The organism is Massilia sp. Root133, assembly GCF_001426525.1.
GTDB classification, from domain to species: Bacteria; Pseudomonadota; Gammaproteobacteria; order Burkholderiales; family Burkholderiaceae_D; genus Telluria; species Telluria orientalis.
In genome coordinates this window covers 348449-371119 of the sequence record NZ_LMEW01000033.1, presented here as the reverse complement: position 1 = coordinate 371119, position 22671 = coordinate 348449, and the positions used below count along the sequence as shown (strand labels likewise).

Sequence of the window (22671 nt, the reverse complement as noted above, 5' to 3'; positions counted from 1 at the left end):
CATGACCGGCGATTCAAGAATACCATGCCCCTCGAGCCCGAGCGTGGCGGACGAGAAACAGACGGCAAAAACGGCATTGCGCAAGGCGCTCAGGACTGCACGTGGGGGGCTTGATCCCGCAATCAAGGTCCAGTGGGATGCACATATCGGCGCGCAGGTGGTCGCCTGGTGGAGATTGCGCCAGGTAAGTGTCATCGGTGTGTACTGGCCGCTGGCCGGCGAGCCCGACCTGCGCGCGGCGTACGCGGAATTGCACCAGGCGGGCGTGCGCCTGGCGCTGCCCGTCGTGATGGAACGCGATGCGCCGCTGACGTTCACGGAATGGACGCCCGGCGAAGCCATGTTGCCGGACGAAGCCGGCGTGCAGGTCCCGGCCCAGCTGCGCTTCATCGAGCGCCCGCCGGCCCTGCTGATCCCCTGCCTCGGCTTCAATGCCGATGGGTACCGCCTCGGCTATGGCGGCGGTTATTATGACCGCACGCTGGAACAGCCGCCGCGCCCGCACACGTTGGGCATTGCCTACAGTAACCAGGAAGCCCAGTTCTCGCATGCGCCGCACGACGTGCCGCTGGACGTGATCGTGACGGAAATCACCCACGTCAACTGATGCCTGAAAAAAATGCCCGCGCGGCCTTCCGGTCGCACGGGCATTCGTGAGGATGACGCCGGATCAGGCGGCCGTGATGCGCTGCCAGATCGCGGTCGTGGCCGCCGCCTGGTTCATGCTGTAGAAGTGCAGGCCGGGCGCGCCGCCGGCGAGCAGTTTCTCGCACAGGCCGCTGACGACGTCGAGGCCGAACGCCTTGATCGACGCGGAATCGTCGCCGAAGCTGGCCAGCTTCAGACGGATCCAGCGCGGAATCTCGGCGCCGCACATGTCGGAGAAACGCATCAGCTGCGTGTAGTTCGTGATCGGCATGATGCCGGCCACGATGGGCACGTCCACACCCAGTTTGCGGGCATTGTCGACGAACTGGAAGTACGCGTCCGGATTGTAGAAATACTGCGTGATCGCGGCATTCGCGCCGGCCTGCACCTTGCGGGCGAAGGCTTGCAGGTCGTCCTGCGGCGACTTGGCCTGCGGGTGCATTTCCGGATACGCGGCCACCTCGATGTGGAACCAGTCGCCCGTTTCCTGGCGGATGAACTCGACGAGGTCGCTGGCATAACGCAGTTCGCCCGCGCCGCCATAACCGCTCGGCAAGTCGCCGCGCAGCGCCACGAGACGGCGGATGCCCTTGTCCTTGAATTCCTGCAGGATCGCGCGGATCGATTCGCGCGTGCCGCCCACGCACGACAGGTGCGGTGCGGCGTCGTGGCCCGCGGCCAGGATCTCGAGGACGGTGGACAGCGTGCCGTGCTGCGTGCTGCCGCCGGCGCCGAACGTCACGGAGAAATATTTCGGATTCAGCTCGGCCAGCTTCTGCCGGGCCACGCGCAGTTTCTCCGCGCCCTCGGGCGTCTTGGGCGGGAAAAACTCGATACTGATGTTAGGGGTTTCCATCTTTGTTGAGTAGTAAGGTAGAAAGCGCCCACGAAATGACACTGTACAGGATCGCCGCGAGGAACGCGGACCAGAACCCCGCCACGTGGAAGCCCCCGACGAGGTGAGCGACCAGCCAGAACAGCAGTGCGTTGATCACCAGGATGAACAGGCCGAGCGACACGACCGTCACGGGCAACGTCAGCACGACGAGCAAGGGACGGATGATCGTATTCACGAGGCCCAGGACGAGGGCCGCCACGAGGGCGGTGCCGACGTTGTCGACCGATACCGAGTGCATCAGGTAAGGCAAGGCCATCAGGGTTGCCGCATTGATCAGCCAGGTCAGGAGCAGGCGCATGTTGTGTCTTTCGTGAGAGGTTGTCCAGCACACCTCCGCCGACGATGGAATCCGGCGGAGGCGCATCAGTTCACGGAAGAGCTTACCAGATCAATAACGGTAATGTTCCGGCTTGTACGGGCCTTCCTTGCTCACCGAAATGTAGGCGGCTTGCTCTTCGGTCAGCTCGGTCAGCTGGGCGTTGAGCTTTTTCAGCTGCAGGCGGGCGACTTTTTCGTCCAGCTTCTTCGGCAGCGTGTACACGCCGACCGGGTAGGCGGCGGTATTGGTGAACAGTTCGATCTGGGCGATGGTCTGGTTCGCGAACGACGAGCTCATCACGTACGACGGATGACCCGTGCCGCAGCCCAGGTTCACGAGGCGGCCTTCGGCCAGCAGGATGATGCGGCGGCCAGACGGGAAGATGATGTGGTCGACCTGCGGCTTGATGTTTTCCCACTCGTACTTGCGCAGCGCGGCGACTTCGATTTCGTTGTCGAAGTGGCCGATGTTGCAGACGATCGCCTGGTCCTTCATGCGCAGCATGTGCTGCTCGGTGATCACGTGGTAGTTGCCCGTGCAGGTGACGAAGATGTCGCCGTGTTCGGCAGCCTCGTCCATCGTCACGACGCGGTAGCCTTCCATTGCGGCCTGCAGTGCGCAGATCGGGTCGATCTCGGTGACCCAGACCTGGGCCGACAGCGCGCGCAGCGCCTGGGCCGAACCCTTGCCGACGTCACCATAACCGGCCACGACGGCGACCTTGCCGGCGACCATCACGTCCGTCGCGCGCTTGATGCCGTCGACCAGCGATTCGCGGCAGCCGTACAGGTTGTCGAACTTCGATTTCGTCACGGAATCGTTGACGTTGATGGCCGGGAACGCCAGCTTGCCGTCCGCGTGCATCTGGTACAGGCGGTGGACGCCGGTGGTGGTCTCTTCCGTCACGCCCTTGATTTCCGGCAGGCGCTTCGAGTACCACTGCGGATCGATGGCCAGGCGGCCCTTGATGGCGTTGAACAGGCAGATTTCTTCTTCCGAACCCGGCTTGTCCAGCACCGAGATGTCCTTCTCCGCGCGCACGCCCAGGTGCAGCAGCAGCGTGGCGTCGCCGCCGTCGTCCAGGATCATGTTGGCGTAGACGTCATCGCCCCATTCGAAGATGCGGTGGGTGTAGTCCCAGTACTCGTCCAGCGTCTCGCCCTTGACGGCGAACACGGGCGTGCCGACCGAGGCGATGGCGGCGGCGGCGTGGTCCTGCGTCGAGTAGATGTTGCACGAGGCCCAGCGCACTTGCGCGCCGAGGGCTTCCAGCGTGCGGATCAGCACGGCGGTCTGGATGGTCATGTGCAGCGAACCGGCAATGCGCGCGCCCTTCAGGGGCTGGGCGGCCGCGTATTCGTCGCGGATGGCCATCAGGCCGGGCATTTCGGTTTCGGCGATGCGGATTTCCTTCTCGCCCCACGAGGCGAGGCCGATGTCGGCAACGAGGTAGTCCTGGGTGGTGTCTTTGAGTACGGCGCTCATCACGCCCTCCTTTCAAGTTAAGAAAAAAGTAACGTGAGCGCGGTGTTGATATCCGAGCCTGGCGAGATGGGGAATCTCGTCGCAACGCTCCTCGGAATTCGTTAGTTTATCACGGTGCGGCGAACCTGGGGTGATGGTGCCGGGGGCATCATCACGCCTCCGCGGGGACGACGTGCATAAAGCAACACTTATTTGAGCCGTCGCCCCTGCGAAGGCAGGGGTCCAATTTGGTGGTTTTTACGCGAGACCGGCTTCGGCGCGCAGCAGCGCGGCCTTGTCGGTGCGCTCCCACGTGAATTCCGGCTCTTCGCGGCCGAAGTGGCCGTAGGCGGCCGACTTGGTGTAGATCGGGCGCAGCAGGTCGAGCATCTGCACGATGCCTTTCGGACGCAGGTCGAAGTGTTCCATCACCAGTTCGGCGATCTTCTCGTCCGAAATGACGCCCGTGCCTTCCGTGTAGACCGTGATGTTGATCGGACGGGCCACGCCGATCGCGTAGCTGACCTGCACCTGGCACTGGCGCGCCAGGCCGGCGGCCACGACGTTCTTGGCGACGTAGCGGGCAGCGTAGGCGGCCGAGCGGTCGACCTTGGACGGGTCCTTGCCGGAGAACGCGCCGCCGCCGTGCGGTGCGGCACCGCCGTAGGTGTCGACGATGATCTTGCGGCCGGTCAGGCCGCAGTCGCCCTGCGGGCCGCCGATGACGAAGCGGCCGGTCGGGTTGACCAGGTAACGGGTGTCCTGCAGCCATTCGCGCGGCAGCACCGGCTTGATGATCTCCTCGATCACCGCTTCCTCGATCTGGCTGTGGCTGACTTCCGGCGCGTGCTGGGTCGACAGCACGACGGTGTTCACGGACACCGGGCGGCCGTTGACGTAGCGCAGCGTGACCTGGGACTTGGCGTCCGGACGCAGCCACGGCAGGCGGCCGTCCTTGCGCAGCTGCGACTGGCGCTCGACGAGGCGGTGCGCATAATAAATCGCGGCCGGCATCAGTTCCGGCGTCTCGTCGCACGCGTAGCCGAACATCAGGCCCTGGTCGCCCGCACCCTGGTCGAGGTCGAGACCGGCGCCTTCGTCCACGCCCTGGGCGATGTCCGGCGATTGCTTGTCGTAGGCGACCAGCACGGCGCAACCTTTATAGTCGATGCCGAAGTCGGTGTTGTCGTAACCGATGCGCTTGATGGTATTGCGTGCAACTTGAATATAATCGACGTTTGCGTGCGTCGTGATTTCACCGGCCAGGACGACCAGACCCGTGTTGCACAGGGTCTCGGCAGCCACGCGCGCGCGCGGATCCTGTTCCAGGATGGCGTCGAGGATGGCGTCGGAAATCTGGTCGGCGACTTTGTCCGGGTGGCCTTCAGAGACGGACTCGGAAGTGAAGAGGTAGTCGTTGGAAGACATTAAGGCTCCTGATACTGTTGTAAAAATTGCCGCAGCACCAAGGCCTGCGACGCTTTAGCGAGATTTATATTCCGCTTCGCAAGTTGTCATTAACTCCGCGGATGCTACAAAGTGGTATTTTACGCTCCTCCAAAAATTCTGGCACAGCAACCCGTCGGTTCTCTACCCTAAATCAATAATGCTTGTCCTTTTGTTTCGAATCCTGTCGTTTTTGCCGCTGCGCGCCCTGCATGCGCTCGGCGCCGCGCTCGGCTGGATCGTCTATCTGCTCTCGCCGTCGCACCGCCGGCGCCTGCGCGAAAACCTCGAACAGGCCGGCTATGGCGGCCATCTGCGCGCCGCGATCGCCGAATCCGGCAAGGCCATCGCCGAGCTGCCGTTCGTCTGGTGCGCGCCGCAGGAGCGCGTCACCCGCCACGTCACCATGGAAAACTGGGAACTGGTGCAGCGCCAGCTCGACGCCGGCCGCGGCATCGTCTTCCTCACGCCGCACCTGGGCTGCTTCGAACTGACCGCCCAGCAGGTCTCGCTGCGCGTCGAACTGACGGTCATGTACCGCCCGCCGCGCCAGAGCGCCCTGAAGCCGCTCGTCGAAGGCGCCCGCGAGCGCCAGCACATGCACCTGGCGCCCGCCAACCTGGCCGGCGTGCGCATGCTCGTCAAGGCGCTGCGGGGCGGCCAGCCCGTCGGCGTGCTGCCGGACCAGGTCCCGCAGGAAGGCGAAGGCGTGTGGGCGCCGTTCTTCGGCCGCGACGCCTACACGATGACCCTGCCCGCCAAGCTGGCCCAGCTGGGCAAGGCCGACATCCTGACCGTGTACGCGGAACGCCTGCCGCGCGGCCGCGGCTTCGCCATCCGCTTCGTCCCCTTCGAAGGGTCGCTCGACGGCGACGCGGCCCAGCAGGCCGCCGCCATCAACCGCCAGATGGAAAAGCTCATCGCCTACTGCCCCGCCCAGTATTTCTGGAGTTATAACCGCTACAAGAAGCCGCAAGGCGTCGAAGCACCGCACCCCGAGACCGTCGCATGAGGTTCCTGATTTTCCTGTTGTGGCTGCTGCACTTCCTGCCGCTGCCTGTCCTCGGCCGCATCGGCAACGCCGTCGGCTGGCTGATGTATTACGCGATTCCCAAGCGCCGCAAGATCGCGCTGGTCAACCTGCGCCTGTGCATGCCGGAACTGGGCGAAGCGGAGCGGGTCGATATCGCCAAGCGCCATTTCATGGCCTATTCGCGCAGCATCCTGGAGCGCTCGCTGATCTGGTGGGCGCCGTTCGAACGCATCCACGGCCTGATCGAGATCGTGCCGGAGGTGCCGAAAGCGCAGCTGGAAAGCGGCCCGACCATCTTGTTCTGCCCGCACTTCGTGTGCCTGGACGTGGCCGGCGTGGCGTCGCGCGTGGTGCCGCTGTCGACGATGTATTCGCCGCAAAAGAACAAGGCGTTCGACGATTTGTTGCGTTATGGCCGCGAACGTTACGGCCCGGTGCGCCTGTTCACGCGCACCGACGGCATCAAGCCGATCATCCGCGCGCTGCGCGAAGGCCTCCCCTACTTCATGCTGCCGGACATGGACTTCGGCGAGAAGGATGCGACCTTCGTGCCGTTCTTCGGCATCCCGGCCGCCACGTTGACGGCGATGGGCCGGCTGGCGGGCGCGACCGGCGCAAAAGTCATCCCGGTCGTCGCCACTTTCCTGCCCAACTACAAGGGATACCGGGTAGAGTTCTATCCTGCATGGGAAGATTTCCCCGGCGACGACATCATCGCCGCCACGCGTCGCATGAACGCCTTCATCGAGGACCGCGTGCGCGAACATCCGGCCGAGTACTTCTGGACCCACAAGCGCTTCAAGACCCGGCCGCCCGGCGAGCCCTCGTTCTACGATTAATGACAGATACCATGAAACTCAAGTTCACCAAGATGCACGGCGCCGGCAACGATTTCGTCGTCATCGACGCGATCAACCAGCAACTCGACCTCGGTCCGGAACAATGGCGCCGCCTGGCCGACCGCCGCTTCGGCGTCGGGGCCGACCAGATCCTGATCGTCGAGCGCCCGGTCACGGAAGGCAGCGATTTCCGCTACCGCATCTATAACAATGACGGCGGCGAGGTCGAGCAATGCGGCAACGGCTCGCGCGCCTTCGTCCGCTTCGTCAGCGACAAGGGGCTGACCGACAAGCGCAGCATCCGCGTCGAAACGATGAGCGGCATCATCACCCCGCGCCTGGAAGACGACGGCAGCATCACGGTGGACATGGGCGCCCCGATCCTGGAGCCGGGCCGGGTCCCGTTCGATGCGGCCGGCCTGGAAGGCATCGCCGAAGGCCGCGACACGCTGTGGCCGCTCACCGTCTCGAACAAGGGCCAGGAACAGACCGTGCTCGTGTCGACGGTGTCGATGGGCAACCCGCACGCGGTGCAGGTCGTCGCCGACGTCGATGCGGCCCCCGTCCTGGAAACGGGCCCGCAGATCGAGCACCACCCGCGCTTTCCGCGCCGCGTGAACGCCGGCTTCCTGCAGATCGTGGACCGCGGCCATGTGAAGCTGCGCGTCTACGAACGCGGCGCCGGCGAGACGCTGGCCTGCGGCACGGGCGCCTGCGCCGCCGTCGTGGCCGGCATCCGGCGCGGCCTGCTGGATTCGCCCGTGCAAGTCCAGGCCCGCGGCGGCAAGCTGACCATCAACTGGGCCGGCGAAGGCCAGCCTGTCTATATGAGCGGTCCTGCCGAGACCGTGTTCGAAGGGGAAATCGAGCTCTGAGTAAGGAAATTTGAGTCAGGCGGCCAGCGAGTAGTCGCCATCCGGCGCCGGGGAATCTTCCGGTTCTTCCGTCCCGGACTCCACGCTCGCCATCTCCGGCAACAGGCTGCGCAACCGGTACAGGCGCTGGCGGTAATTCCCTTCCGGTCCGCCCGGACCGCAATCGACGTTCTCGAAGACGAGCGCCACGCGGTCGAGCAGCTGGCGCTCCTGCGCCGTTTCCACCGAGATCAGCCGGCGCCGGCTGCGGCCGTAGCTGGCGCGAATGTCGATCACGAGGCAGTGGCCGCGGTCGGCGCCGCGAATATCCAGCAACAGCGCCTCGGCCCGGCTCAGGCCAAAGGCCACCGCCAGTTCCAGGCGCGCGGCCAGCAGCGGGTGGGCCGCCAGGTCGCGCCCGGCCAGCCCACCCAGGTCCTTCCAGGCGCCGGGCTGGCGCGGCGCCAGCTTGCGCAGCGCGGCCGCGGCCTTGGGACAAGCCTGCGCCGCCGCCTTCTGCAGCCAGAACAGCGCGCGCACGTCGTTGTTCTCGTTCTCGCGGCGCGCGCGCCATGCCGCGTTCCCGCATTCGAGCTGGGCATCGCGATAGCCCATCTCCGCCGCGCGCTCCAGGTATTTCTGCGCTTCCAGCACATTGCGCTGAGAGAATTCCGGCTTGATATAAATACGCGACAGCGCATACCACGCTTCGGCCAGGCCCTGCTCGCCGGCCAGGGTCAGCCAGCGCACGGCCTTTTTGAAGTTGGCCGCGCCATGGCTGCCGGGAATCCGCTTGCCGTCCACCCGCATGCGGGCGCACCACAGACCGAGCGCGAACTGGGCATGGCGGTCCTGCTCGGCCGCGGCGATTTCCCAGAACCGCAGCAATTCATCCTGGCCGACGTCATGCGGGGCCTCGTTCGCGGCCACGAGCCGGGCACAGCGCGACAGCAGCAGCACCTCGTCCGGCGCCAGGCGGGCAGCCGCGTGGTCCTGGGCGGCATCGGAACCGGCCAGGGCGCGCGCCAGCGGGAGCGCCCGCTCCAGCCAGGCGGACCAGCGGCCCGCGTTCCAGTCCTGTTCCAGCAGGGCGAACTGCGCGGCGCCGACGCCGCTGTCGGCCGCCTGGCGCAGCCAGCGCTGGCCCGCGGGGCTTGCCACGGGCGCGCGGGCGACCGGCTCGTCCGTCTCTGGCGGCGCCGCGCCGTGCTCGCGCGCGAGCAGCCACTGCGCCTCCGGAAAACCGGCACGGGCCGCGTCTTCCAGCGCGCGCAAGGCCTTGGCGCGCTGGGCCGGCGTGCACTGGCCCTCGTTCAGCGCGCCCAGCACCAGTTGGGCATAGACGAGCCCGGCGCGCACGAGCCCGCCGTCGTAGGCCAGTTCATACCAGCCGGTAACGGGTTGCGGATTGTCACGCGCAAGATCGACCGGAATATGGTTTCCGATCAATTGCCATGCTTCAGCGCAACCCTGCTGTGCGGCACGGTCGAGCCAGTGGAGGGCCGTGGGCAGGCTCTTCGGCAGCCCGGCACTGCCGAACAGGTAGAGCCGGCCCAGGGCGAGTTGCGAGTCGACGCGACCGGCACGTGCGCCGCGGATGACCGCCAGTTCTTCACGGTTTGCCATCGTTCTTTTCTGGATGTTAGAGACGTCTACGAAATATACGCAGTCCAATTCCGCAAGCACAATGCACGAAGATACGTGAAGATCGCTTGCGTTGCGCTACTGATGAGCTCATGTGTCGCGCACTGCGGTAACAATGGACGTCGGATGGGCCAGAGTCTAAAGCCGCGGCGATGCGATTCGGCTACGATTCCAAAGGCCTTTGAGCCCGCACAAACCCTGCCGTGGTACGGGGAGAGAATGATGATGTTTTGAAACTTAAACGAGCCTTAAGGTGCACCCGGTTTCCCGACACGGCCGTTTCGAAAATACAACAGCACGATTGGATTTATTGGCTTTCGACCAAGTGCAACAGTCATAATTGACAAATCAGACAATCTTGACGCATTAAGCATTTAAGGTTCACACATCCGAGTGTTCAGCAACTAATAAAAATCTCAATGCTCTCTGGATTCCTTCGATTCACTTTTTAGGATAAAAATTAAGATGAAAAAAACCCTCGTGGCAGCCGCTCTGCTGGGCGCATTCGCCGGTGTGGCACAAGCTCAAACCGCTGTTCAAATCTACGGCAACATCGACGTCGGCATGGTCAAGCGCACCGACCAGACCCTGGCCATCGGCAAGCGTGCTTCGAACACCCTGGGCTTCAAAGGCACCGAAGATCTGGGCAACGGCCTGAAGGCACTGTTCCAGGTTGAAATGCGTTACGAGCCGGACACCGGCACCAACGAAAACAACGGCCGTCCGCTGTTCCAGGGCCAGACCCGCGTCGGTCTGCAGGGTGACTTCGGTATGGTCCGTCTGGGCCGTGGCCTGACCCCGTTCCAGGAAATCGTCGGTTCGTTCGAACCGTGGCATGGTCTGCCGACCCAGGCCGGCTTCTACACCGACATCTCGGTCGCCGGCTTCAACTCGGCTCCGCTGGACGTCGGCGGCACCAGCCCGAACAACAACCGTATCTCGAACGCGATCTTCTATAACTCGCCGGTCGCCAATGGCTTCCAGGTGAACGCTTCGTGGGCATCGAAAGAAGCCACCGGCGGCGGCGTGACCGGTATCGGCGCTGGCGCTGCCACCTACGCTGCAGGCGCACAGGCTTCGGCCAACCCGTTCTCGATCGCTGGTACCTACAACAACGGTCCGGCAGCAGCGATGCTGGCTTACGAGCGCAACGCCGTCGAATCGAAGGTCTGGTCGGTCGCAGGTTCGTTCTCGGTGACCCCGGAACTGAAACTGATGGGTACCTACTCGCACCAGAACATGGAGCACACCAACACCCAGCGTCCGACCATCAAGGGTGCTGAAATCGGTGCAACCTACGCTGTCGGCCCGGGCAAGCTGCTGGCTGGCTTCGGTCTGAAGAAGCAGGAAGAAAACGTCCGCCTGCACGACCTGATCACCCGTCAGTACTCGCTGGGCTACGAGTACAGCCTGTCGAAGCGTACGTACCTGTACGTCGACGCATCGCGCAAGACCAACGTCTTCAACCAGGCGACCGGCGCATCTTCGGCTACCCCGACCGTCAACCACTACGACATCGGCCTGAACCACTCGTTCTAAGCCGAGCCGCGGGGGCAACCCCGCTGCATCGCTCAAGCAAGGGCGGACCTGGGCAACCAGGTCCGCCCTTGGCTTTTGTGGCACAGTGCAGACAGGAAATCTGCGCCGACCCATTGCCGTCGGTTAAAATGAACCGTCTACCCATCTCGCAAGCCGCACATGACCGCCGCAACACTGGATCCCACCGCCATCGCCCAATACCTGCTCGACCACCCGCAGTTCTTCGTGGAGCACGCCGCTTTGCTGGGCGAAGTAAAACTGTCGAGCCCACTTACGGGCCGCGCGGTGTCGCTGCAGGAACGCCAGATGGAAGTCATGCGCGACAAGTACCGCACCCTGGAACTGCGCATGTCCGAGCTGGTGCGGCACGCCGAGGAAAACGCGGCCATCGCCAACCGTTTCCATGGCTGGACCCAGCAATTGCTGCGCACCCGCGTGCCGGGCGAGATCCCGGCCGCCGTCGCCGAAGGCCTCGTCAAGCATTTCATCGTGCCGCACGCCACGCTGCGCTTGTGGAAGCTGGCGTCCGAGCACGCCGACACGTGGTACACGAACGGCGTCTCCGAGGACGTGCGCCTGTTCGCCAGCAGTCTGCGCGCGCCGTACTGCGGTCCGAACAAGGACTTCGAGGCGGTCAGCTGGCTGGACGGCGCGGACGCCGTGCGCTCGACCGTCCTGCTGCCGCTGCGCGCGAACGGCGGCGCCTTCGGCCTGCTCGTGCTCGGCTCGCCCGATCCGGAACGCTTCAGCGCCACGATGGCGACGGATTTCCTCGTCCACATCGGCGAGACGGCCAGCACCGCGCTCGCCGCTCTGCTCGACTGACATGGACACGCCGGCCGCCGACGACTGGACCGGCCGCTACCTGGCGGAGCTGAAAACGCAACGCCAGCTGTCCGGCCACACGATCGCCGCCTACCGCCGCGACCTGGCCGAACTGGCCCGGCTCACCGGCCAGGCCGACTGGGCGGCATTGACCCATTTCGACATCCGCCGCGTCACGGCGAAACTGCATGCCGAGGGGCAAAGCGCCGCCTCGATCGCGCGCAAGCTGTCCGGCTGGCGCGGCTTCTTCGACTGGCTGTCGCGCCAGCGCCCGCTGGCCGCCAACCCGGCCGACGGCGTGCGCGCGCCGCGCCGCCCCAAGCGCTTGCCGAAGGCGCTGGCCGTCGACGATGCGGTCCAGCTCATGGAAAAGACGACGTCCGGCCATCCGGAACCCGCAGAGCTGTGCGACCGCGCCATGTTCGAACTGCTGTACTCGAGCGGCCTGCGCGTATCCGAGCTGGCCGGACTCGATGTCCACCACGTCCCCGCCCGCGATGGCCAGCCGGCCTCGCTCGGCTGGCTGGAACTGGAAGCGCAGGAAGTCGTCGTCACCGGCAAGGGCAACAAGATGCGCCGCGTCCCCGTCGGCGGACCGGCGCGCGCGGCGCTGGAAGCGTGGCTGGCCGTGCGACCGCCGGCGCGCGACGGCAGCGCCGCGTTGTTCCTGTCGGCGCGCGACACGCGCATCAGCCCGCGCGTCGTGCAATACCGCCTGAAGGCCCATGCGCACAAGGCCGGCATGCCGGTCCACGTGCACCCGCACGTGCTGCGCCACTCCTTCGCCTCGCACGTGCTGCAATCCTCGGGCGACCTGCGCGCCGTGCAGGAACTGCTGGGCCACGCCAGCATCACGTCGACCCAGATCTATACGTCGCTCGACTTCCAGCACCTCGCCGCCGTCTACGACCGGGCCCATCCGCGCGCAAAGCGAAAGTAAGTGCGCCAGTGCATGCAGGCACGGCATGCCGGCTGGTGACGATTCGCAAATTCCGGCATAATCTTCCGATTCCCTGCGGCCGGAACGGCGCCCACCATTGGACAGCGACATATGGAATTGATCCCAAGCACCATCCTGACCGGCTTCCTCGGCGCCGGCAAAACCACGTTGCTCAACCGCATCCTGCAGGAAGAGCACGGCCTGCGCATCGCCGTCATCGAAAACGAGTTTGGCCAGGAAAATATCGACAACGAAATCCTCGTGCAGGATCCGAGCGAGCAGATCGTCGAAATGAACAATGGCTGCATCTGCTGCACCGTGCGCGGCGACCTGATCGTCGCCCTGACGAACCTGGCACGCAAGCGCGAAGCGGGCGAAATCAGCTTCGACCGCGTCGTCATCGAGACCACCGGCCTCGCCAATCCGGGCCCGGTGGCCCAGACGTTCTTCGTCGACGAGGAAGTCGGCGCGCACTACCTGCTCGACGCCGTCGTCACCGTCGTGGATGCCCGCCACGCCATGGACCAGTTGGACCGCCACGAGGAAGCCCAGCGCCAGGTCGGTTTCGCCGACAAGATCCTGTTGTCCAAGACGGACCTCGTGGACAAAGCCGCCGTCGAGGAACTGAAGGCGCGCATCCGCCGCATCAACCCGCGCGCACCGATCAGCACGTCGGACTTCGGCCGCGCCCCGATCAGCGACGTGCTCGACCTGCGCGGCTTCAACCTGAACGACAAGCTGGAGCTGGATCCCGCCTTCCTCACGACGGAAGAGGCGCACGACCATGATCACGACCACGATCATGACCACGACCACGTCCACACGGAAGCGTGCGACCACAGCCACGACCACCATCATGGCCACCACAGCGACGACATCGCCGCGTTCGTCTTCAAGAGCGACCGTGCTTTCGACCCCGAGCGTCTGGATCAATTCCTCGGCAGCATGGTCCAAGTATTCGGTCCGAACATGCTGCGTTACAAGGGCGTGCTGTCGATGGCGGGCGCGGATCGCAAGGTCGTCTTCCAAGGCGTGCATCAAATCATGGGCAGCGACCTCGGTGCAAAGTGGGCGGATGGCGAATCGCGCGGCAGCAAGATGGTGTTTATTGGTAAAAATTTACCGAAAGATGTCTTTATTCGCGGATTGGAACAGTGTTTGGTATAAACTACCCCGGTTCTATGGTGCTCTCATGCACCCTGTGGTTGAACGACTGAACAACGGTCACGGCAGCTCGCCCGGCGCGCACACCGAAGCAATGGTAACCGCTGAGTTAGCTGATAAAATGGAAACTCTGTCGTATCAAAGGTAAGTGAAGTCATGACTAAAACAACGAAACCGAATACCGTTGCGCAGCCCGAAGAACGCCTCCTGACGGAAGAAGAAATTCGGGCCATGAGCGACGACGACTACATGAACCCGGCCCAGCTGGCGTTCTTCAAGAACCGCCTGCAGGAACTCGAAAAGGAACTGCTGAAAAACGCAGGCGAAACGACGGAACACCTGCGCGAAACCGTACTCGTTCCCGATCCGGCCGACCGCGCCACCATCGAGGAAGAGCACGCGCTCGAGCTGCGTACCCGCGACCGCGAGCGCAAGCTGCTCAAGAAGGTCCAGCAATCGCTGGCCTCGATCGAGTCCGGCGAATACGGCTGGTGCGAAGAGACCGGCGAACCGATCGGCATCCCCCGCCTGATCGCCCGTCCGACCGCGACCCTGTCGCTGGAAGCCCAGCAGCGCCGCGAGCTGAAGCAAAAGCTGTACGGTGACTGATCGCCGTACGCGCCGATGAAAAAGCATGCGCCCGCGCATGCTTTTTTGTTTTTGGGGCCGATGACCCTAGGGTTCGTGCGCACGAATTATTTCCCATCGGATACACTTATCGGATCGCCGGCAAGTTGATGCAGCTCAGGCGTGCGCACCACACCGTCCGCGCCGCCATGCTAATGTCTCGACCGGCATACGGGCAGACAAGGACAGCATGGGACTCTTCGATTTCCTGAAGAAAAAAGGCGACGCACCGCTGGCGGGTGCGGACGGCCGCCCGCGCCCTGACGATCCGCTGACTGCCGGCCCCGTCACGCGGCTTTCTCTCGATACCGAGGCGGAGCGCGAACGCCAGCGCGAAATCGCGCGCGCCACCGCGGCCAAGATCGATGCGATCGAACTGGAGATGGCCTCCGCCATCTTCGACGACGACACCTGGGCCGGCACCCGGCGCCCGCCGGCCGCCGCCGGCGCGGCGCCGCCTGAGCAGGCCACGGACCTCCTGCCGGGCCAGGATGAAATGCCGGACGCGGCCGCTACCCCGTCGAGCGCACCGGTCGTCGAGGAAGCGGCGATCCTGTACGCCAACAGCCAGCTCGACGCGGCCGCCCTGCTGCTGCGCACGAGCCTGCGCGACCAGGACGGCGACCGTCTGCCGTGGTGGATGCTGTTCGACCTGGTCCAGATCATGGGCCTCGAACACGAGTTCGAAAGCATCGCGATCGACTACGCCAGCCGGTTCGAGACGTCGCCGCCCACGTATCACCCCGTCGCGGACACGTCGCACGCGCCCGACCGCCAGGTATCGGGGGCGATCCCGACGGCCACCCTGTCCGGCCGCCTCGACGACGGTCCGCTCGCCCGCGCGCAACTCGCCCGCGCCGCCTCGCCCGGTCCGCTGGTCCGGTTCGAATTCCAGGCCGTCACCGCGGTGACGGCACCGGGCTGCGCCCTGCTGCTGGACGCGCTGCAGGCGCTGCGCAAGGCGGGACGCGAACTCGTGCTGGCAGGCGCCGACCACCTCGTCGCCGTGCTGCGTCCGATGCTGGCGATCGGCGACCGCCGCGCGGGAGAGACGCCCTGGCTGCTGTTGCTGGAACTGCTGCTGCTGACGAACCGTGAAAAGGATTTCGAGGAGACCGCGATGGATTATTGCGTCACCTTCGAAGTGTCGCCGCCGTCGTTCGAGGCCCCGAAGCACGCGGCCTTGAGCCTGGCGGCCGGCCCGGCGGCGGCGGGCGACCGCTTCCTCCTGCCGGCCGCGATCCGGGGCGACAGCGCGCCGCTGCTGGCTGCCATCGCCGACCACGCGGCGCGCCATCCGGTCCTCGTGCTGGACGGGTCCCGGCTCGCACGCATCGATTACGCGGCCGCGAGCGCCCTCGCCGCCCATCTGCGCACGCTTGCCCAGGACGGGCGCGAGGTCGTGCTGCGCGACCTGAACCATCCCGTCGCCGCGCTGCTGCGCCTGCTTGGCGTCGGCGACCAAGTGCGTCTGTACGCCCACCGATACTGACGCCGCGAGGCGCCGTGCCCCTCGGATACGGTTCAGTCTTGCAATTTCATATCGCATCCCCACTTGCGGTGAGCAGATCAACCACGAGGCAAATATGGAACAATTTCACGGCACGACGATCGTCAGCGTACGGCGCGGCAACCAGGTCGCGCTCGGCGGCGACGGACAAGTCACCCTGGGCAACGTCGTCATGAAGGGCTCGGCGCGCAAGGTACGCAAGCTCTACCAGAACAAGGTGCTGTGCGGCTTTGCCGGCGGCACGGCCGACGCCTTCACCCTGCTCGACCGCTTCGAAGCGAAACTGGAAAAACACCAGGGCAATCTGCTGCGCGCTTCGGTCGAACTGGCCAAGGACTGGCGCACCGACCGCGTGCTGCGCCGCCTGGAGGCCATGCTGCTGGTGGCCGACCGCGAAAAGACCCTGATCATCACCGGCAACGGCGACGTGCTGGAACCGGAAGACGGCATCGGCGCGATCGGCTCGGGCGGCATCTACGCGCAGTCCGCCGCCAAGGCCTTGCAGGAAAACACGGATCTCGCCCCGGCCGACGTGGTCAAGAAAGCGCTGACCATCGCAGGCGAGCTATGCATCTATACGAACATGTCGCACATCATCGAGACGCTGGAATAACGGCCTCTCCCGCAAGAAAGCACTCATGAGCACAATTATGAACATGACCCCGTCCGAAATCGTCTCGGAACTCGACAAGCACGTCGTCGGCCAAAGCAAAGCCAAGCGCGCCGTATCGATCGCGCTGCGCAACCGCTGGCGCCGCCAGCAGGTCGAGGAACCGCTGCGCCACGAGATCACCCCGAAGAACATCCTCATGATCGGCCCGACGGGTGTCGGCAAGACCGAGATCGCGCGCCGCCTGGCCAAGCTGGCCGACGCGCCGTTCATCAAGATCGAGGCGACCAAGTTCACCGAGGTCGGCTATGTCGGCCGCGACGTCGACACCATCATCCGCGACCTGATCGACATCGGCGTCAAGCAGACCCGCGCCAGCGAAATGAAGAAGGTGCGCCAGCGCGCCGAGGACGCGGCCGAGGACCGCATCATCGACATTCTCGTGCCGCCGGCGCGCGACTTCGGCTTCAACGTCAGCAGCGACGCCAAGGACGGCGGCGACGCCACGCGCCAGACCTTCCGCAAGCGCCTGCGCGAAGGCGCGCTCGACGACAAGGAAGTCGAGATCGACGTCGCCGAAGCCTCGCCGCAGATGGAAATCATGGCGCCGCCCGGCATGGAAGAAATGACGGAACAGATCAAATCGATGTTCGCCGGCGTCGGGGCGGGGCGCAAGAAGCCCCGCAAGATGAAGGTGAAGGAAGCGATGAAGCTGCTCGTCGACGAGGAAGCAGCCAAGCTCATCAACGAAGACGAGATGAAGCAGAAGGCCATCGCCAACGTCGAGCAGAACGGCATCGTGTTCCTGGATGAGATCGACAAGATCGCGTCGCGTTCGGAACACGGCGGTGCGGACGTCTCGCGCGCGGGCGTGCAGCGCGACCTGCTGCCGCTCGTCGAAGGCACGACGGTGAACACGAAGTACGGCATGATCAAGACCGACCACATCCTGTTCATCGCCTCGGGCGCGTTCCACCTGTCGAAACCGTCGGACCTGATTCCCGAGCTGCAGGGCCGCTTCCCGATCCGCGTCGAACTGGAATCGCTGTCGATCGAGGATTTCAAGAGCATCCTGACCTCGACGGACGCGAGTCTCACCAAGCAGTACGAAGCCCTGCTGGCGACGGAAGGCGTCAAACTCGAGTTCGCCGACGACGGCATCCATCGCCTGGCCGAGATCGCGTATTCCGTCAACGAGCGCACCGAGAACATCGGCGCGCGCCGCCTGTACACGGTGATGGAAAAGCTGCTGGAAGAGATCTCGTACTCGGCCACCGACAAGTCGGGCCAGGCGCTCGTCATCGACGCGGCCTACGTCAACGAACGGCTGGATGCGCTGGCGGTCAACGAAGACCTGTCGCGCTACGTGTTGTAATCCACGGCTGCAAAAAGGAGAGGCGGCGATGGCAAACAAGGCACTGGCAACCCGGCAAAAGATGCGGCTGCGTGTCGAGCCGACGCCGCCACTCAAACCCCGCAACCCGTTCGCCGGCTTCGCCAAGGCACGCGCGGCTGGAGCGCATGCAAAACCCGAGGCCAGCGAGCGGCTGGCCGCGAAGCGTGCGCTCAAGAAGGTCAAGCTCGAGCCGGACGAGGACTGATCAGGCCCTACTTTGCCGGCATGATCAGCGGCTTGCCCTTCTCGACGACATAGGTGGCGATGCCCGCCCCGGCCACCGTGCCGGGGTTCCTGGCCGCGTGGATGGTGCCGGCCGGGATGAAGACGGATTGCCCCGCCTTCAGCATCACCGGCGCTTTGCCGTCGGGCAGGTACTCCAGCGTGCCCTCGACCACGTACAGCACTTCATCACCCGGATGCGTATGCCTCGGCACGCCATGACCGGCGTCGACCTCGACGCGCACCTCCACGACTTCGCGTCCCGACACCACGCTGTCATGCCTCAGCAGGTCGGTGCGCCGCACGCCCGGCGCTTGCGCAAACGCAGCCGCGCCCAATAGCGCCAGAGTGATCACGGTTACCGTTTTCATGGTTCCTCCTTTGGTATCGATTGGACACCGGCGCAGCGGCGAGGGCACGGACGTTCGCACCTGAACTGATGCGTATCATAACGCTGACCCGACTCGGCAGGCGGTCGTGGCTGGCGGGACTCGACATTTCTTGAACTGCCCCGCCTTCTTCTGTACATTCGTTAGGCCGAGTTGACGAACGAAAACAGAGAACTGACCACAACCATGAGCTCCCCCGACATGCTGCTGGACGTGCTGCGCGCCGAACTGCGCGCAGCCGGGATCACCTACAAGATGCTGGCCGACCGCATCGCGATGAGCGAATCGAGTATCAAACGCATGTTCGGCCAGAAGGACATGACCCTGTCGCGCCTGGCGCAGATCTGCCAGGCGGCCGGCATCGCCATGGAAGACGTGCTGCGGCGCGCGGCCGATGCGCGGCCGCAGGCCGACACGCTCACGCTCATCCAGGAAACGGCGCTCGTCGCCAACCCGCGCCTGCTGCTCGTGGCGATCTGCTGCCTCGGGCACTGGAGCCTGGAACAGATGGTGGAAACCTATCGTTTGAGCGAACCCGAATGCATCGGCTTGCTGGTGGAACTCGACCGCCTCGGCGTGATCGAACTGAAGCCGCTGAACCGTTACACGCTGCGGGTCTCGAACGCGTTCCGCTGGCTGCCGGATGGGCCGGTGCAGCGCTTCTTCCGCGCCCACGTCGTCGAGGATTATTTCGCCGGTAACTTCGACGGTGCCGGCGAAACCTTGATGTGCCTGCCCGCACGCCTGTCGCTGGCGAGCGCCGCCGAGCTGGCGGAAAAGATCCATCAGCTGGCCGGCGAACTCGCACGCATGCACCGCAACGACCGCCGCCTGCCTCCACAGGAGCGCGACGGCTTCACGTTGCTGGTGGGTTTCCGTTCATGGGAATTCGCGGCGTTCACCGCATTGCGGCGCTGACGCTTATTGCGTATTCATCTGACCGGCCGGATTGTCGCCGCGCGTCTGCGGCGGCATCTGCTGACCGTTCGGCGTCGGATTGATCGGGTTCGGATTCGAGGGCGGCGGATTGTCGTGCGTGCCGACGTCGCCCGGGTTCGTCATGGACGGCTGTGGCTGGACGGCGCCCGGTGCCATCGGCGGCTCCGGTACGGCCTGCACCGGCTGCGCGGCCGGTGCGGTCGTGATCTGCTGGGGCTGCGGAAAATTCTGCTGCGGCATGCCGCCCGGCGGCGCCCCACTGGGCGGCATGCCGCCGGGCGCGCCACCCATCGCCGCGGCGGGCTTGGTATCGGTCGCCAGGTCGACACGCTTCATGACGCCGCCATCGGACAGCATCACATAGCGCGGGTGGACTTCCGCCAGCGTGATGCCGGGCGCCAGCTCCTTGCCGACCCGCAGCGCCTTCGGCGGCGAACCTTCGGCGACGATGATCGCCACGCTGCTGCTCCCGTCCGCCACGACGCCCGTCAACTGGTAATTGGTCGCGCTTGCCACCGAGACTTGGCCACCGAACAAGGTGGCGGCGGCATCGATGGTCGGGTCGGGCATGGCGGCCTGCGGCGCCGCCGCGATCGGGCGCTGGGGCGGCTGGTACAACTGCATGATCCAGTACGCCAGCGACACGGCAAACAGGACCACGCCCAGCAGGCTCAGGAAAAAAGGCAAGCGCTTGTTCATCAGTTTCCTTGTCACTGCACCAACTGGTTGATTTCAATAATCGGCATCAGCACGGCCAGCACGATCAATAGCACGACGAGGCCCATGGCCAGGATCAGCACCGGCTCCAGCAGGCCGGCGATGGTCAGGGTGCGCCGTTCGAGGTCGGCCTGCTGTGAATTCGAGGCCCGCTCGAGCATGGCCGGCAGTTCGCCCGTGATCTCGCCCGCGCGGATCATGTGCACGAGCATGGGCGGGAACAGTTTTTGCGCCGACAGCGCCCGCGCCAGGCTCACGCCCTCGCGCACGCTGGCGGTCGCCTGCTCCACGAGTTCCTTCATCGCCACGTTCGACAACGTGTCGCGGCTCGTCTCGAGCGCGCGCAGGATGGGCACGCCGGAGCCCGTCGTGATCGCCAGGGTGCTCGCGAAACGGGTCGTGTTCAGGCTGCGCTCGAACTTGCCGTACACGGGCGCGTTCAACAGCCACGTATGCCAGCGGCGCTTGAGCACGGGGTTGCGCAGGGCGCGGCGCCACGCGTACCACGCCGCGATGACGACCAATGCCACATAGATCCCGTAGGCGCGCGTAAAGTTCGACACACCGAGCATGAGGATGGTCAGGAACGGCAGTTTCTGCTTGGTGTTGGCGAACACCGAGACGATCTGCGGCACGACATAGGTCAGCAGGAAGATCACGATCGCGAACGCGACGACGGTGACGATGGCCGGATAGGTGAACGCCAGGCGCACCCGCTGCACGAGGGCGTTGCGGCGTTCGATGTAGTCGGCCAGGCGCGACAGCACGCGCGACAGCTGGCCGATCTGTTCGCCGGACGCGACGAGGGCCCGGTAGATCTCGGCGAAGTCGCGCGGATGGCGCGCCAGCGCACTGGAGAACGACGCGCCGCCCATCACTTCGGACCGGATCGACGCGATCAGGTCGCGCACGTAGGCACGCTCGGCCTGTTCCAGCAACGCGGTGAAGGCCTGTTCGAGCGGCAGGCCGGCTTCCAGCAGACTCGCGAGCTGGCGCGTGAACAGCGCGAGCTCGACCTGGGACAGGCGCTCGCCGAAGCCGCGCGCACGCGCGGCCCCGCTCTCGTCGACCTGGGCCGCGATGGCCTCGACGGCGAGCGGCGTCAATCCCTGCAGGCGCAGGTCGGCGCGCGCGGCACGCGGGCTGTCGGCGTTCAGGACGCCCTTGCGGGTCACGCCGCCCGTGTCGACGGCTTCGTAGCGGAAGGCGGGCATCGATCAATCCACCTTCGTCACGCGCAGCAGTTCGGCTTCCGTCGTGATGCCTTCCTGCACCCACCGTTGGCCATCGTCGTGCATGGTCTTCATGCCGGATTTCAGGGCCGCGTTGCGGATCTCGGCCTCGGCGGCCTGGTTGTGGATCTGCGAACGGATCTGTTCGTTCGTCTCGAGCAGCTCGTACACGCCCACGCGGCCGTGGAAGCCCGTGTGGCCGCAGCGGTCGCACCCGACCGCCACCCAATGTCCCGCTTCCTGGCGCTTGCAGTGCGGGCACAGCTTGCGCACGAGGCGCTGGGCCATCACGCCCAGCAGCGACGACGACAGCAGGAACGGCTCGATACCCATGTCCAGCAGACGGGTGACGGCCGACGCGGCGTCGTTCGTGTGCAGCGTGGCCAGCACGAGGTGGCCCGTCAGCGAGGCCTGCACGGCGATCTGGGCCGTTTCAAGGTCGCGGATCTCGCCGATCATGATCACGTCCGGGTCCTGGCGCAGGATCGCGCGCAGGGCCTTGCCGAACGTCATGTCGATGCGGGCGTTGACCTGTGTCTGGCCGATGCCGGGCAGGTCGTATTCGATCGGGTCTTCCACCGTCATGATGTTGGTGGTCGTCGAATTCAGGCGCGACAGCGACGCGTACAGGGTCGTCGTTTTACCGGAACCGGTCGGGCCCGTGACGAGCACGATGCCGTGTGGCTGGTTGATCAGCTTGTCGAACTGCGGCAGCATCTGCCCGCTCATGCCGAGGTGGCTGAGGTCGAGGCGGCCCGCTTCCTTGTCGAGCAGACGCAGCACGGCGCGTTCGCCGTGGCCGGTCGGCAGGGTCGACACGCGCACGTCGACGGGCTTGCCGCCGATGCGCAACGTGATGCGGCCGTCCTGGGGCAGGCGTTTTTCCGCGATGTCGAGCTGCGACATGATCTTGATACGCGAGATCAGCGACGCGTGGATGCCCTTGCGCGGGCGCACGATGTCGCGCAGCGCGCCGTCGATGCGGAAGCGCACGACGGACGTCTGCTCGAACGGTTCGATATGGATGTCCGACGCGCCTTCGCGCAGCGATTGCGTGAGCAGCGCGTTGATCATGCGGATGACGGGCGCATCATCGGACGATTCCAGCAGGTCCTCGATCGCGGGCACGTCCTGCAGCAGCTTCGTGAGGTCGAGGTCGGCATCGAACTCGTCCGCGACCTGCGACGCGTCGCCGCCGGCCGACTGGTACGCGGCGGCAATGGCCGATTCCAGTTCGGCGCGTTCCATCCGCCGCAGGGTGATGCGCCCGAAACGGCGCGAGACCTCGGCGATCGCCGCAGGCTTGGTCGCGTTCGAGACCAGCACTTCGACGGCTTGCGACGGGTCGCCGCTGGAACGCGCCAGCACGCCGTAATCGCGTGCGAATGCGTAGGGCAACAAGTTATTCATCGTCTG

Annotated in this window: 22 protein-coding genes, 1 pseudogene and 1 riboswitch; of the genes and pseudogenes, 14 read left to right on the top strand and 9 right to left on the bottom strand. The window is 65.2% G+C overall.

Translation table 11 applies throughout. The features are described 5' to 3' along the window. Positions 1–43 precede the first annotated feature (43 nt). Positions 44–607, top strand: a complete 564-nt coding sequence (locus tag ASD28_RS24165; RefSeq protein ID WP_229412289.1) for a 5-formyltetrahydrofolate cyclo-ligase — start codon at positions 44–46, stop codon at positions 605–607. Between the two features lie 63 nt (positions 608–670). Here ASD28_RS24165 and metF read toward each other — a convergent pair whose 3' ends face one another. From metF to metK, 4 genes are all read right to left on the bottom strand, one after another. Continuing rightward, positions 671–1504 (bottom strand): methylenetetrahydrofolate reductase [NAD(P)H], encoded by an 834-nt coding sequence (metF, locus tag ASD28_RS24160; RefSeq protein WP_056134526.1) that lies wholly within the window; start codon positions 1502–1504, stop codon positions 671–673. Next, positions 1491–1844 (bottom strand): phage holin family protein, encoded by a 354-nt coding sequence (locus ASD28_RS24155; RefSeq protein ID WP_056134524.1) that lies wholly within the window; start codon positions 1842–1844, stop codon positions 1491–1493. Before ASD28_RS24155 ends, metF begins: the two co-directional genes overlap by 14 nt. Before the next feature lie 90 nt (positions 1845–1934). Then, entirely contained in the window at positions 1935–3350 is a 1416-nt protein-coding gene (gene ahcY, locus ASD28_RS24150) for an adenosylhomocysteinase (RefSeq protein WP_056134521.1), read from the bottom strand. A gap of 28 nt (positions 3351–3378) precedes the next feature. Continuing rightward, a riboswitch (S-adenosyl-L-homocysteine riboswitch) is annotated at positions 3379–3449 on the bottom strand. Between the two features lie 138 nt (positions 3450–3587). Next, positions 3588–4757, bottom strand: a complete 1170-nt coding sequence (gene metK / locus ASD28_RS24145) for a methionine adenosyltransferase (RefSeq protein WP_056134518.1) — start codon at positions 4755–4757, stop codon at positions 3588–3590. Between the two features lie 151 nt (positions 4758–4908). On the opposite strand from metK, the pseudogene ASD28_RS24140 reads away from it, so the two are divergent. The 3 genes and pseudogenes from ASD28_RS24140 to dapF all read left to right on the top strand — a co-directional run. Continuing rightward, positions 4909–5787 (top strand): annotated as a pseudogene (locus ASD28_RS24140) (lysophospholipid acyltransferase family protein); the annotation flags it as partial. Next, positions 5784–6647: a lysophospholipid acyltransferase family protein gene (locus ASD28_RS24135; protein WP_056134511.1), complete on the top strand. Its 864-nt coding sequence runs from the start codon at positions 5784–5786 to the stop codon at positions 6645–6647. The pseudogene ASD28_RS24140 and the gene ASD28_RS24135, both read left to right, overlap by 4 nt. Positions 6648–6658: 11 nt before the next feature. Further along, entirely contained in the window at positions 6659–7522 is an 864-nt protein-coding gene (gene dapF / locus ASD28_RS24130; RefSeq protein WP_056134507.1) for a diaminopimelate epimerase, read from the top strand. A 15-nt stretch (positions 7523–7537) separates the two neighbouring features. Here the strand turns inward: dapF and ASD28_RS24125 are convergent, their stop codons facing one another. Next, positions 7538–9127 (bottom strand): tetratricopeptide repeat protein, encoded by a 1590-nt coding sequence (locus ASD28_RS24125; protein ID WP_056134505.1) that lies wholly within the window; start codon positions 9125–9127, stop codon positions 7538–7540. A gap of 483 nt (positions 9128–9610) precedes the next feature. Between ASD28_RS24125 and ASD28_RS24120 the strand changes: the two genes are divergently transcribed. The 9 genes from ASD28_RS24120 (at position 9611) to ASD28_RS24080 (ending at position 17961) form a co-directional block, all read left to right on the top strand. After that, the gene (locus tag ASD28_RS24120) at positions 9611–10684 is read left to right on the top strand and encodes a porin (protein WP_056134502.1); all 1074 of its coding nucleotides are present in this window, start codon (positions 9611–9613) and stop codon (positions 10682–10684) included. Between the two features lie 159 nt (positions 10685–10843). Then, positions 10844–11509 carry a DUF484 family protein gene (locus ASD28_RS24115; RefSeq protein WP_056134499.1) on the top strand — a complete coding sequence of 222 codons (666 nt, stop codon included), beginning with the start codon at positions 10844–10846 and terminating at the stop codon, positions 11507–11509. Position 11510: 1 nt separating this feature from the next. Next, entirely contained in the window at positions 11511–12449 is a 939-nt protein-coding gene (gene xerC / locus ASD28_RS24110; RefSeq protein WP_056134496.1) for a tyrosine recombinase XerC, read from the top strand. 111 nt (positions 12450–12560) lie between these two features. Continuing rightward, positions 12561–13616, top strand: coding sequence for a GTP-binding protein (locus ASD28_RS24105; protein ID WP_056134493.1), 1056 nt, complete (start codon positions 12561–12563; stop codon positions 13614–13616). A gap of 153 nt (positions 13617–13769) precedes the next feature. Then, the gene (dksA, locus tag ASD28_RS24100) at positions 13770–14222 is read left to right on the top strand and encodes an RNA polymerase-binding protein DksA (protein WP_056134490.1); all 453 of its coding nucleotides are present in this window, start codon (positions 13770–13772) and stop codon (positions 14220–14222) included. 208 nt (positions 14223–14430) lie between these two features. Beyond that, positions 14431–15732 (top strand): STAS domain-containing protein, encoded by a 1302-nt coding sequence (locus ASD28_RS24095; RefSeq protein ID WP_056134487.1) that lies wholly within the window; start codon positions 14431–14433, stop codon positions 15730–15732. 94 nt (positions 15733–15826) lie between these two features. Next, positions 15827–16363, top strand: coding sequence for an ATP-dependent protease subunit HslV (hslV, locus tag ASD28_RS24090; RefSeq protein ID WP_036231052.1), 537 nt, complete (start codon positions 15827–15829; stop codon positions 16361–16363). Positions 16364–16400: 37 nt separating this feature from the next. Then, positions 16401–17735 carry an ATP-dependent protease ATPase subunit HslU gene (hslU, locus tag ASD28_RS24085; RefSeq protein WP_056134480.1) on the top strand — a complete coding sequence of 445 codons (1335 nt, stop codon included), beginning with the start codon at positions 16401–16403 and terminating at the stop codon, positions 17733–17735. Between the two features lie 28 nt (positions 17736–17763). Next, complete coding sequence (locus tag ASD28_RS24080) at positions 17764–17961, top strand: hypothetical protein (protein WP_056134478.1); 198 nt, start codon at positions 17764–17766, stop codon at positions 17959–17961. Between the two features lie 7 nt (positions 17962–17968). On the opposite strand, the gene ASD28_RS24075 is transcribed toward ASD28_RS24080, so the two are convergent. Next, complete coding sequence (locus tag ASD28_RS24075) at positions 17969–18349, bottom strand: cupin domain-containing protein (protein WP_056134475.1); 381 nt, start codon at positions 18347–18349, stop codon at positions 17969–17971. A gap of 204 nt (positions 18350–18553) precedes the next feature. On the opposite strand from ASD28_RS24075, the gene ASD28_RS24070 reads away from it, so the two are divergent. Next, complete coding sequence (locus tag ASD28_RS24070; RefSeq protein ID WP_056134472.1) at positions 18554–19285, top strand: helix-turn-helix domain-containing protein; 732 nt, start codon at positions 18554–18556, stop codon at positions 19283–19285. 3 nt (positions 19286–19288) lie between these two features. Here the strand turns inward: ASD28_RS24070 and ASD28_RS24065 are convergent, their stop codons facing one another. The 3 genes from ASD28_RS24065 to gspE are packed head-to-tail and all read right to left on the bottom strand — an operon-like array spanning position 19289 to position 22665. Beyond that, positions 19289–20005: a type II secretion system protein N gene (locus ASD28_RS24065; RefSeq protein ID WP_056134469.1), complete on the bottom strand. Its 717-nt coding sequence runs from the start codon at positions 20003–20005 to the stop codon at positions 19289–19291. Positions 20006–20016: 11 nt separating this feature from the next. Next, positions 20017–21237 carry a type II secretion system inner membrane protein GspF gene (gspF, locus tag ASD28_RS24060; protein WP_056134466.1) on the bottom strand — a complete coding sequence of 407 codons (1221 nt, stop codon included), beginning with the start codon at positions 21235–21237 and terminating at the stop codon, positions 20017–20019. 3 nt (positions 21238–21240) lie between these two features. Continuing rightward, complete coding sequence (gene gspE, locus ASD28_RS24055) at positions 21241–22665, bottom strand: type II secretion system ATPase GspE (RefSeq protein WP_056134463.1); 1425 nt, start codon at positions 22663–22665, stop codon at positions 21241–21243. Positions 22666–22671 lie beyond the last annotated feature (6 nt).

Coding starts and splice junctions, on each gene's coding strand:
- metF (WP_056134526.1), bottom strand. CDS start 1,504: ATGGAAACCCCTAACATCAGTATCGAGTTTTTCCCGCCCAAGACGCCC.
- ASD28_RS24095 (WP_056134487.1), top strand. CDS start 14,431: ATGGGACTCTTCGATTTCCTGAAGAAAAAAGGCGACGCACCGCTGGCG.
- gspF (WP_056134466.1), bottom strand. CDS start 21,237: ATGCCCGCCTTCCGCTACGAAGCCGTCGACACGGGCGGCGTGACCCGC.
- ASD28_RS24075 (WP_056134475.1), bottom strand. CDS start 18,349: ATGAAAACGGTAACCGTGATCACTCTGGCGCTATTGGGCGCGGCTGCG.
- ASD28_RS24080 (WP_056134478.1), top strand. CDS start 17,764: ATGGCAAACAAGGCACTGGCAACCCGGCAAAAGATGCGGCTGCGTGTC.
- metK (WP_056134518.1), bottom strand. CDS start 4,757: ATGTCTTCCAACGACTACCTCTTCACTTCCGAGTCCGTCTCTGAAGGC.
- ASD28_RS24105 (WP_056134493.1), top strand. CDS start 12,561: ATGGAATTGATCCCAAGCACCATCCTGACCGGCTTCCTCGGCGCCGGC.
- dapF (WP_056134507.1), top strand. CDS start 6,659: ATGAAACTCAAGTTCACCAAGATGCACGGCGCCGGCAACGATTTCGTC.
- ASD28_RS24115 (WP_056134499.1), top strand. CDS start 10,844: ATGACCGCCGCAACACTGGATCCCACCGCCATCGCCCAATACCTGCTC.
- ASD28_RS24135 (WP_056134511.1), top strand. CDS start 5,784: ATGAGGTTCCTGATTTTCCTGTTGTGGCTGCTGCACTTCCTGCCGCTG.
- xerC (WP_056134496.1), top strand. CDS start 11,511: ATGGACACGCCGGCCGCCGACGACTGGACCGGCCGCTACCTGGCGGAG.
- ASD28_RS24065 (WP_056134469.1), bottom strand. CDS start 20,005: ATGAACAAGCGCTTGCCTTTTTTCCTGAGCCTGCTGGGCGTGGTCCTG.
- ASD28_RS24070 (WP_056134472.1), top strand. CDS start 18,554: ATGAGCTCCCCCGACATGCTGCTGGACGTGCTGCGCGCCGAACTGCGC.
- ASD28_RS24120 (WP_056134502.1), top strand. CDS start 9,611: ATGAAAAAAACCCTCGTGGCAGCCGCTCTGCTGGGCGCATTCGCCGGT.
- ahcY (WP_056134521.1), bottom strand. CDS start 3,350: ATGAGCGCCGTACTCAAAGACACCACCCAGGACTACCTCGTTGCCGAC.
- hslV (WP_036231052.1), top strand. CDS start 15,827: ATGGAACAATTTCACGGCACGACGATCGTCAGCGTACGGCGCGGCAAC.
- ASD28_RS24155 (WP_056134524.1), bottom strand. CDS start 1,844: ATGCGCCTGCTCCTGACCTGGCTGATCAATGCGGCAACCCTGATGGCC.
- dksA (WP_056134490.1), top strand. CDS start 13,770: ATGACTAAAACAACGAAACCGAATACCGTTGCGCAGCCCGAAGAACGC.
- gspE (WP_056134463.1), bottom strand. CDS start 22,665: ATGAATAACTTGTTGCCCTACGCATTCGCACGCGATTACGGCGTGCTG.
- ASD28_RS24125 (WP_056134505.1), bottom strand. CDS start 9,127: ATGGCAAACCGTGAAGAACTGGCGGTCATCCGCGGCGCACGTGCCGGT.
- hslU (WP_056134480.1), top strand. CDS start 16,401: ATGAACATGACCCCGTCCGAAATCGTCTCGGAACTCGACAAGCACGTC.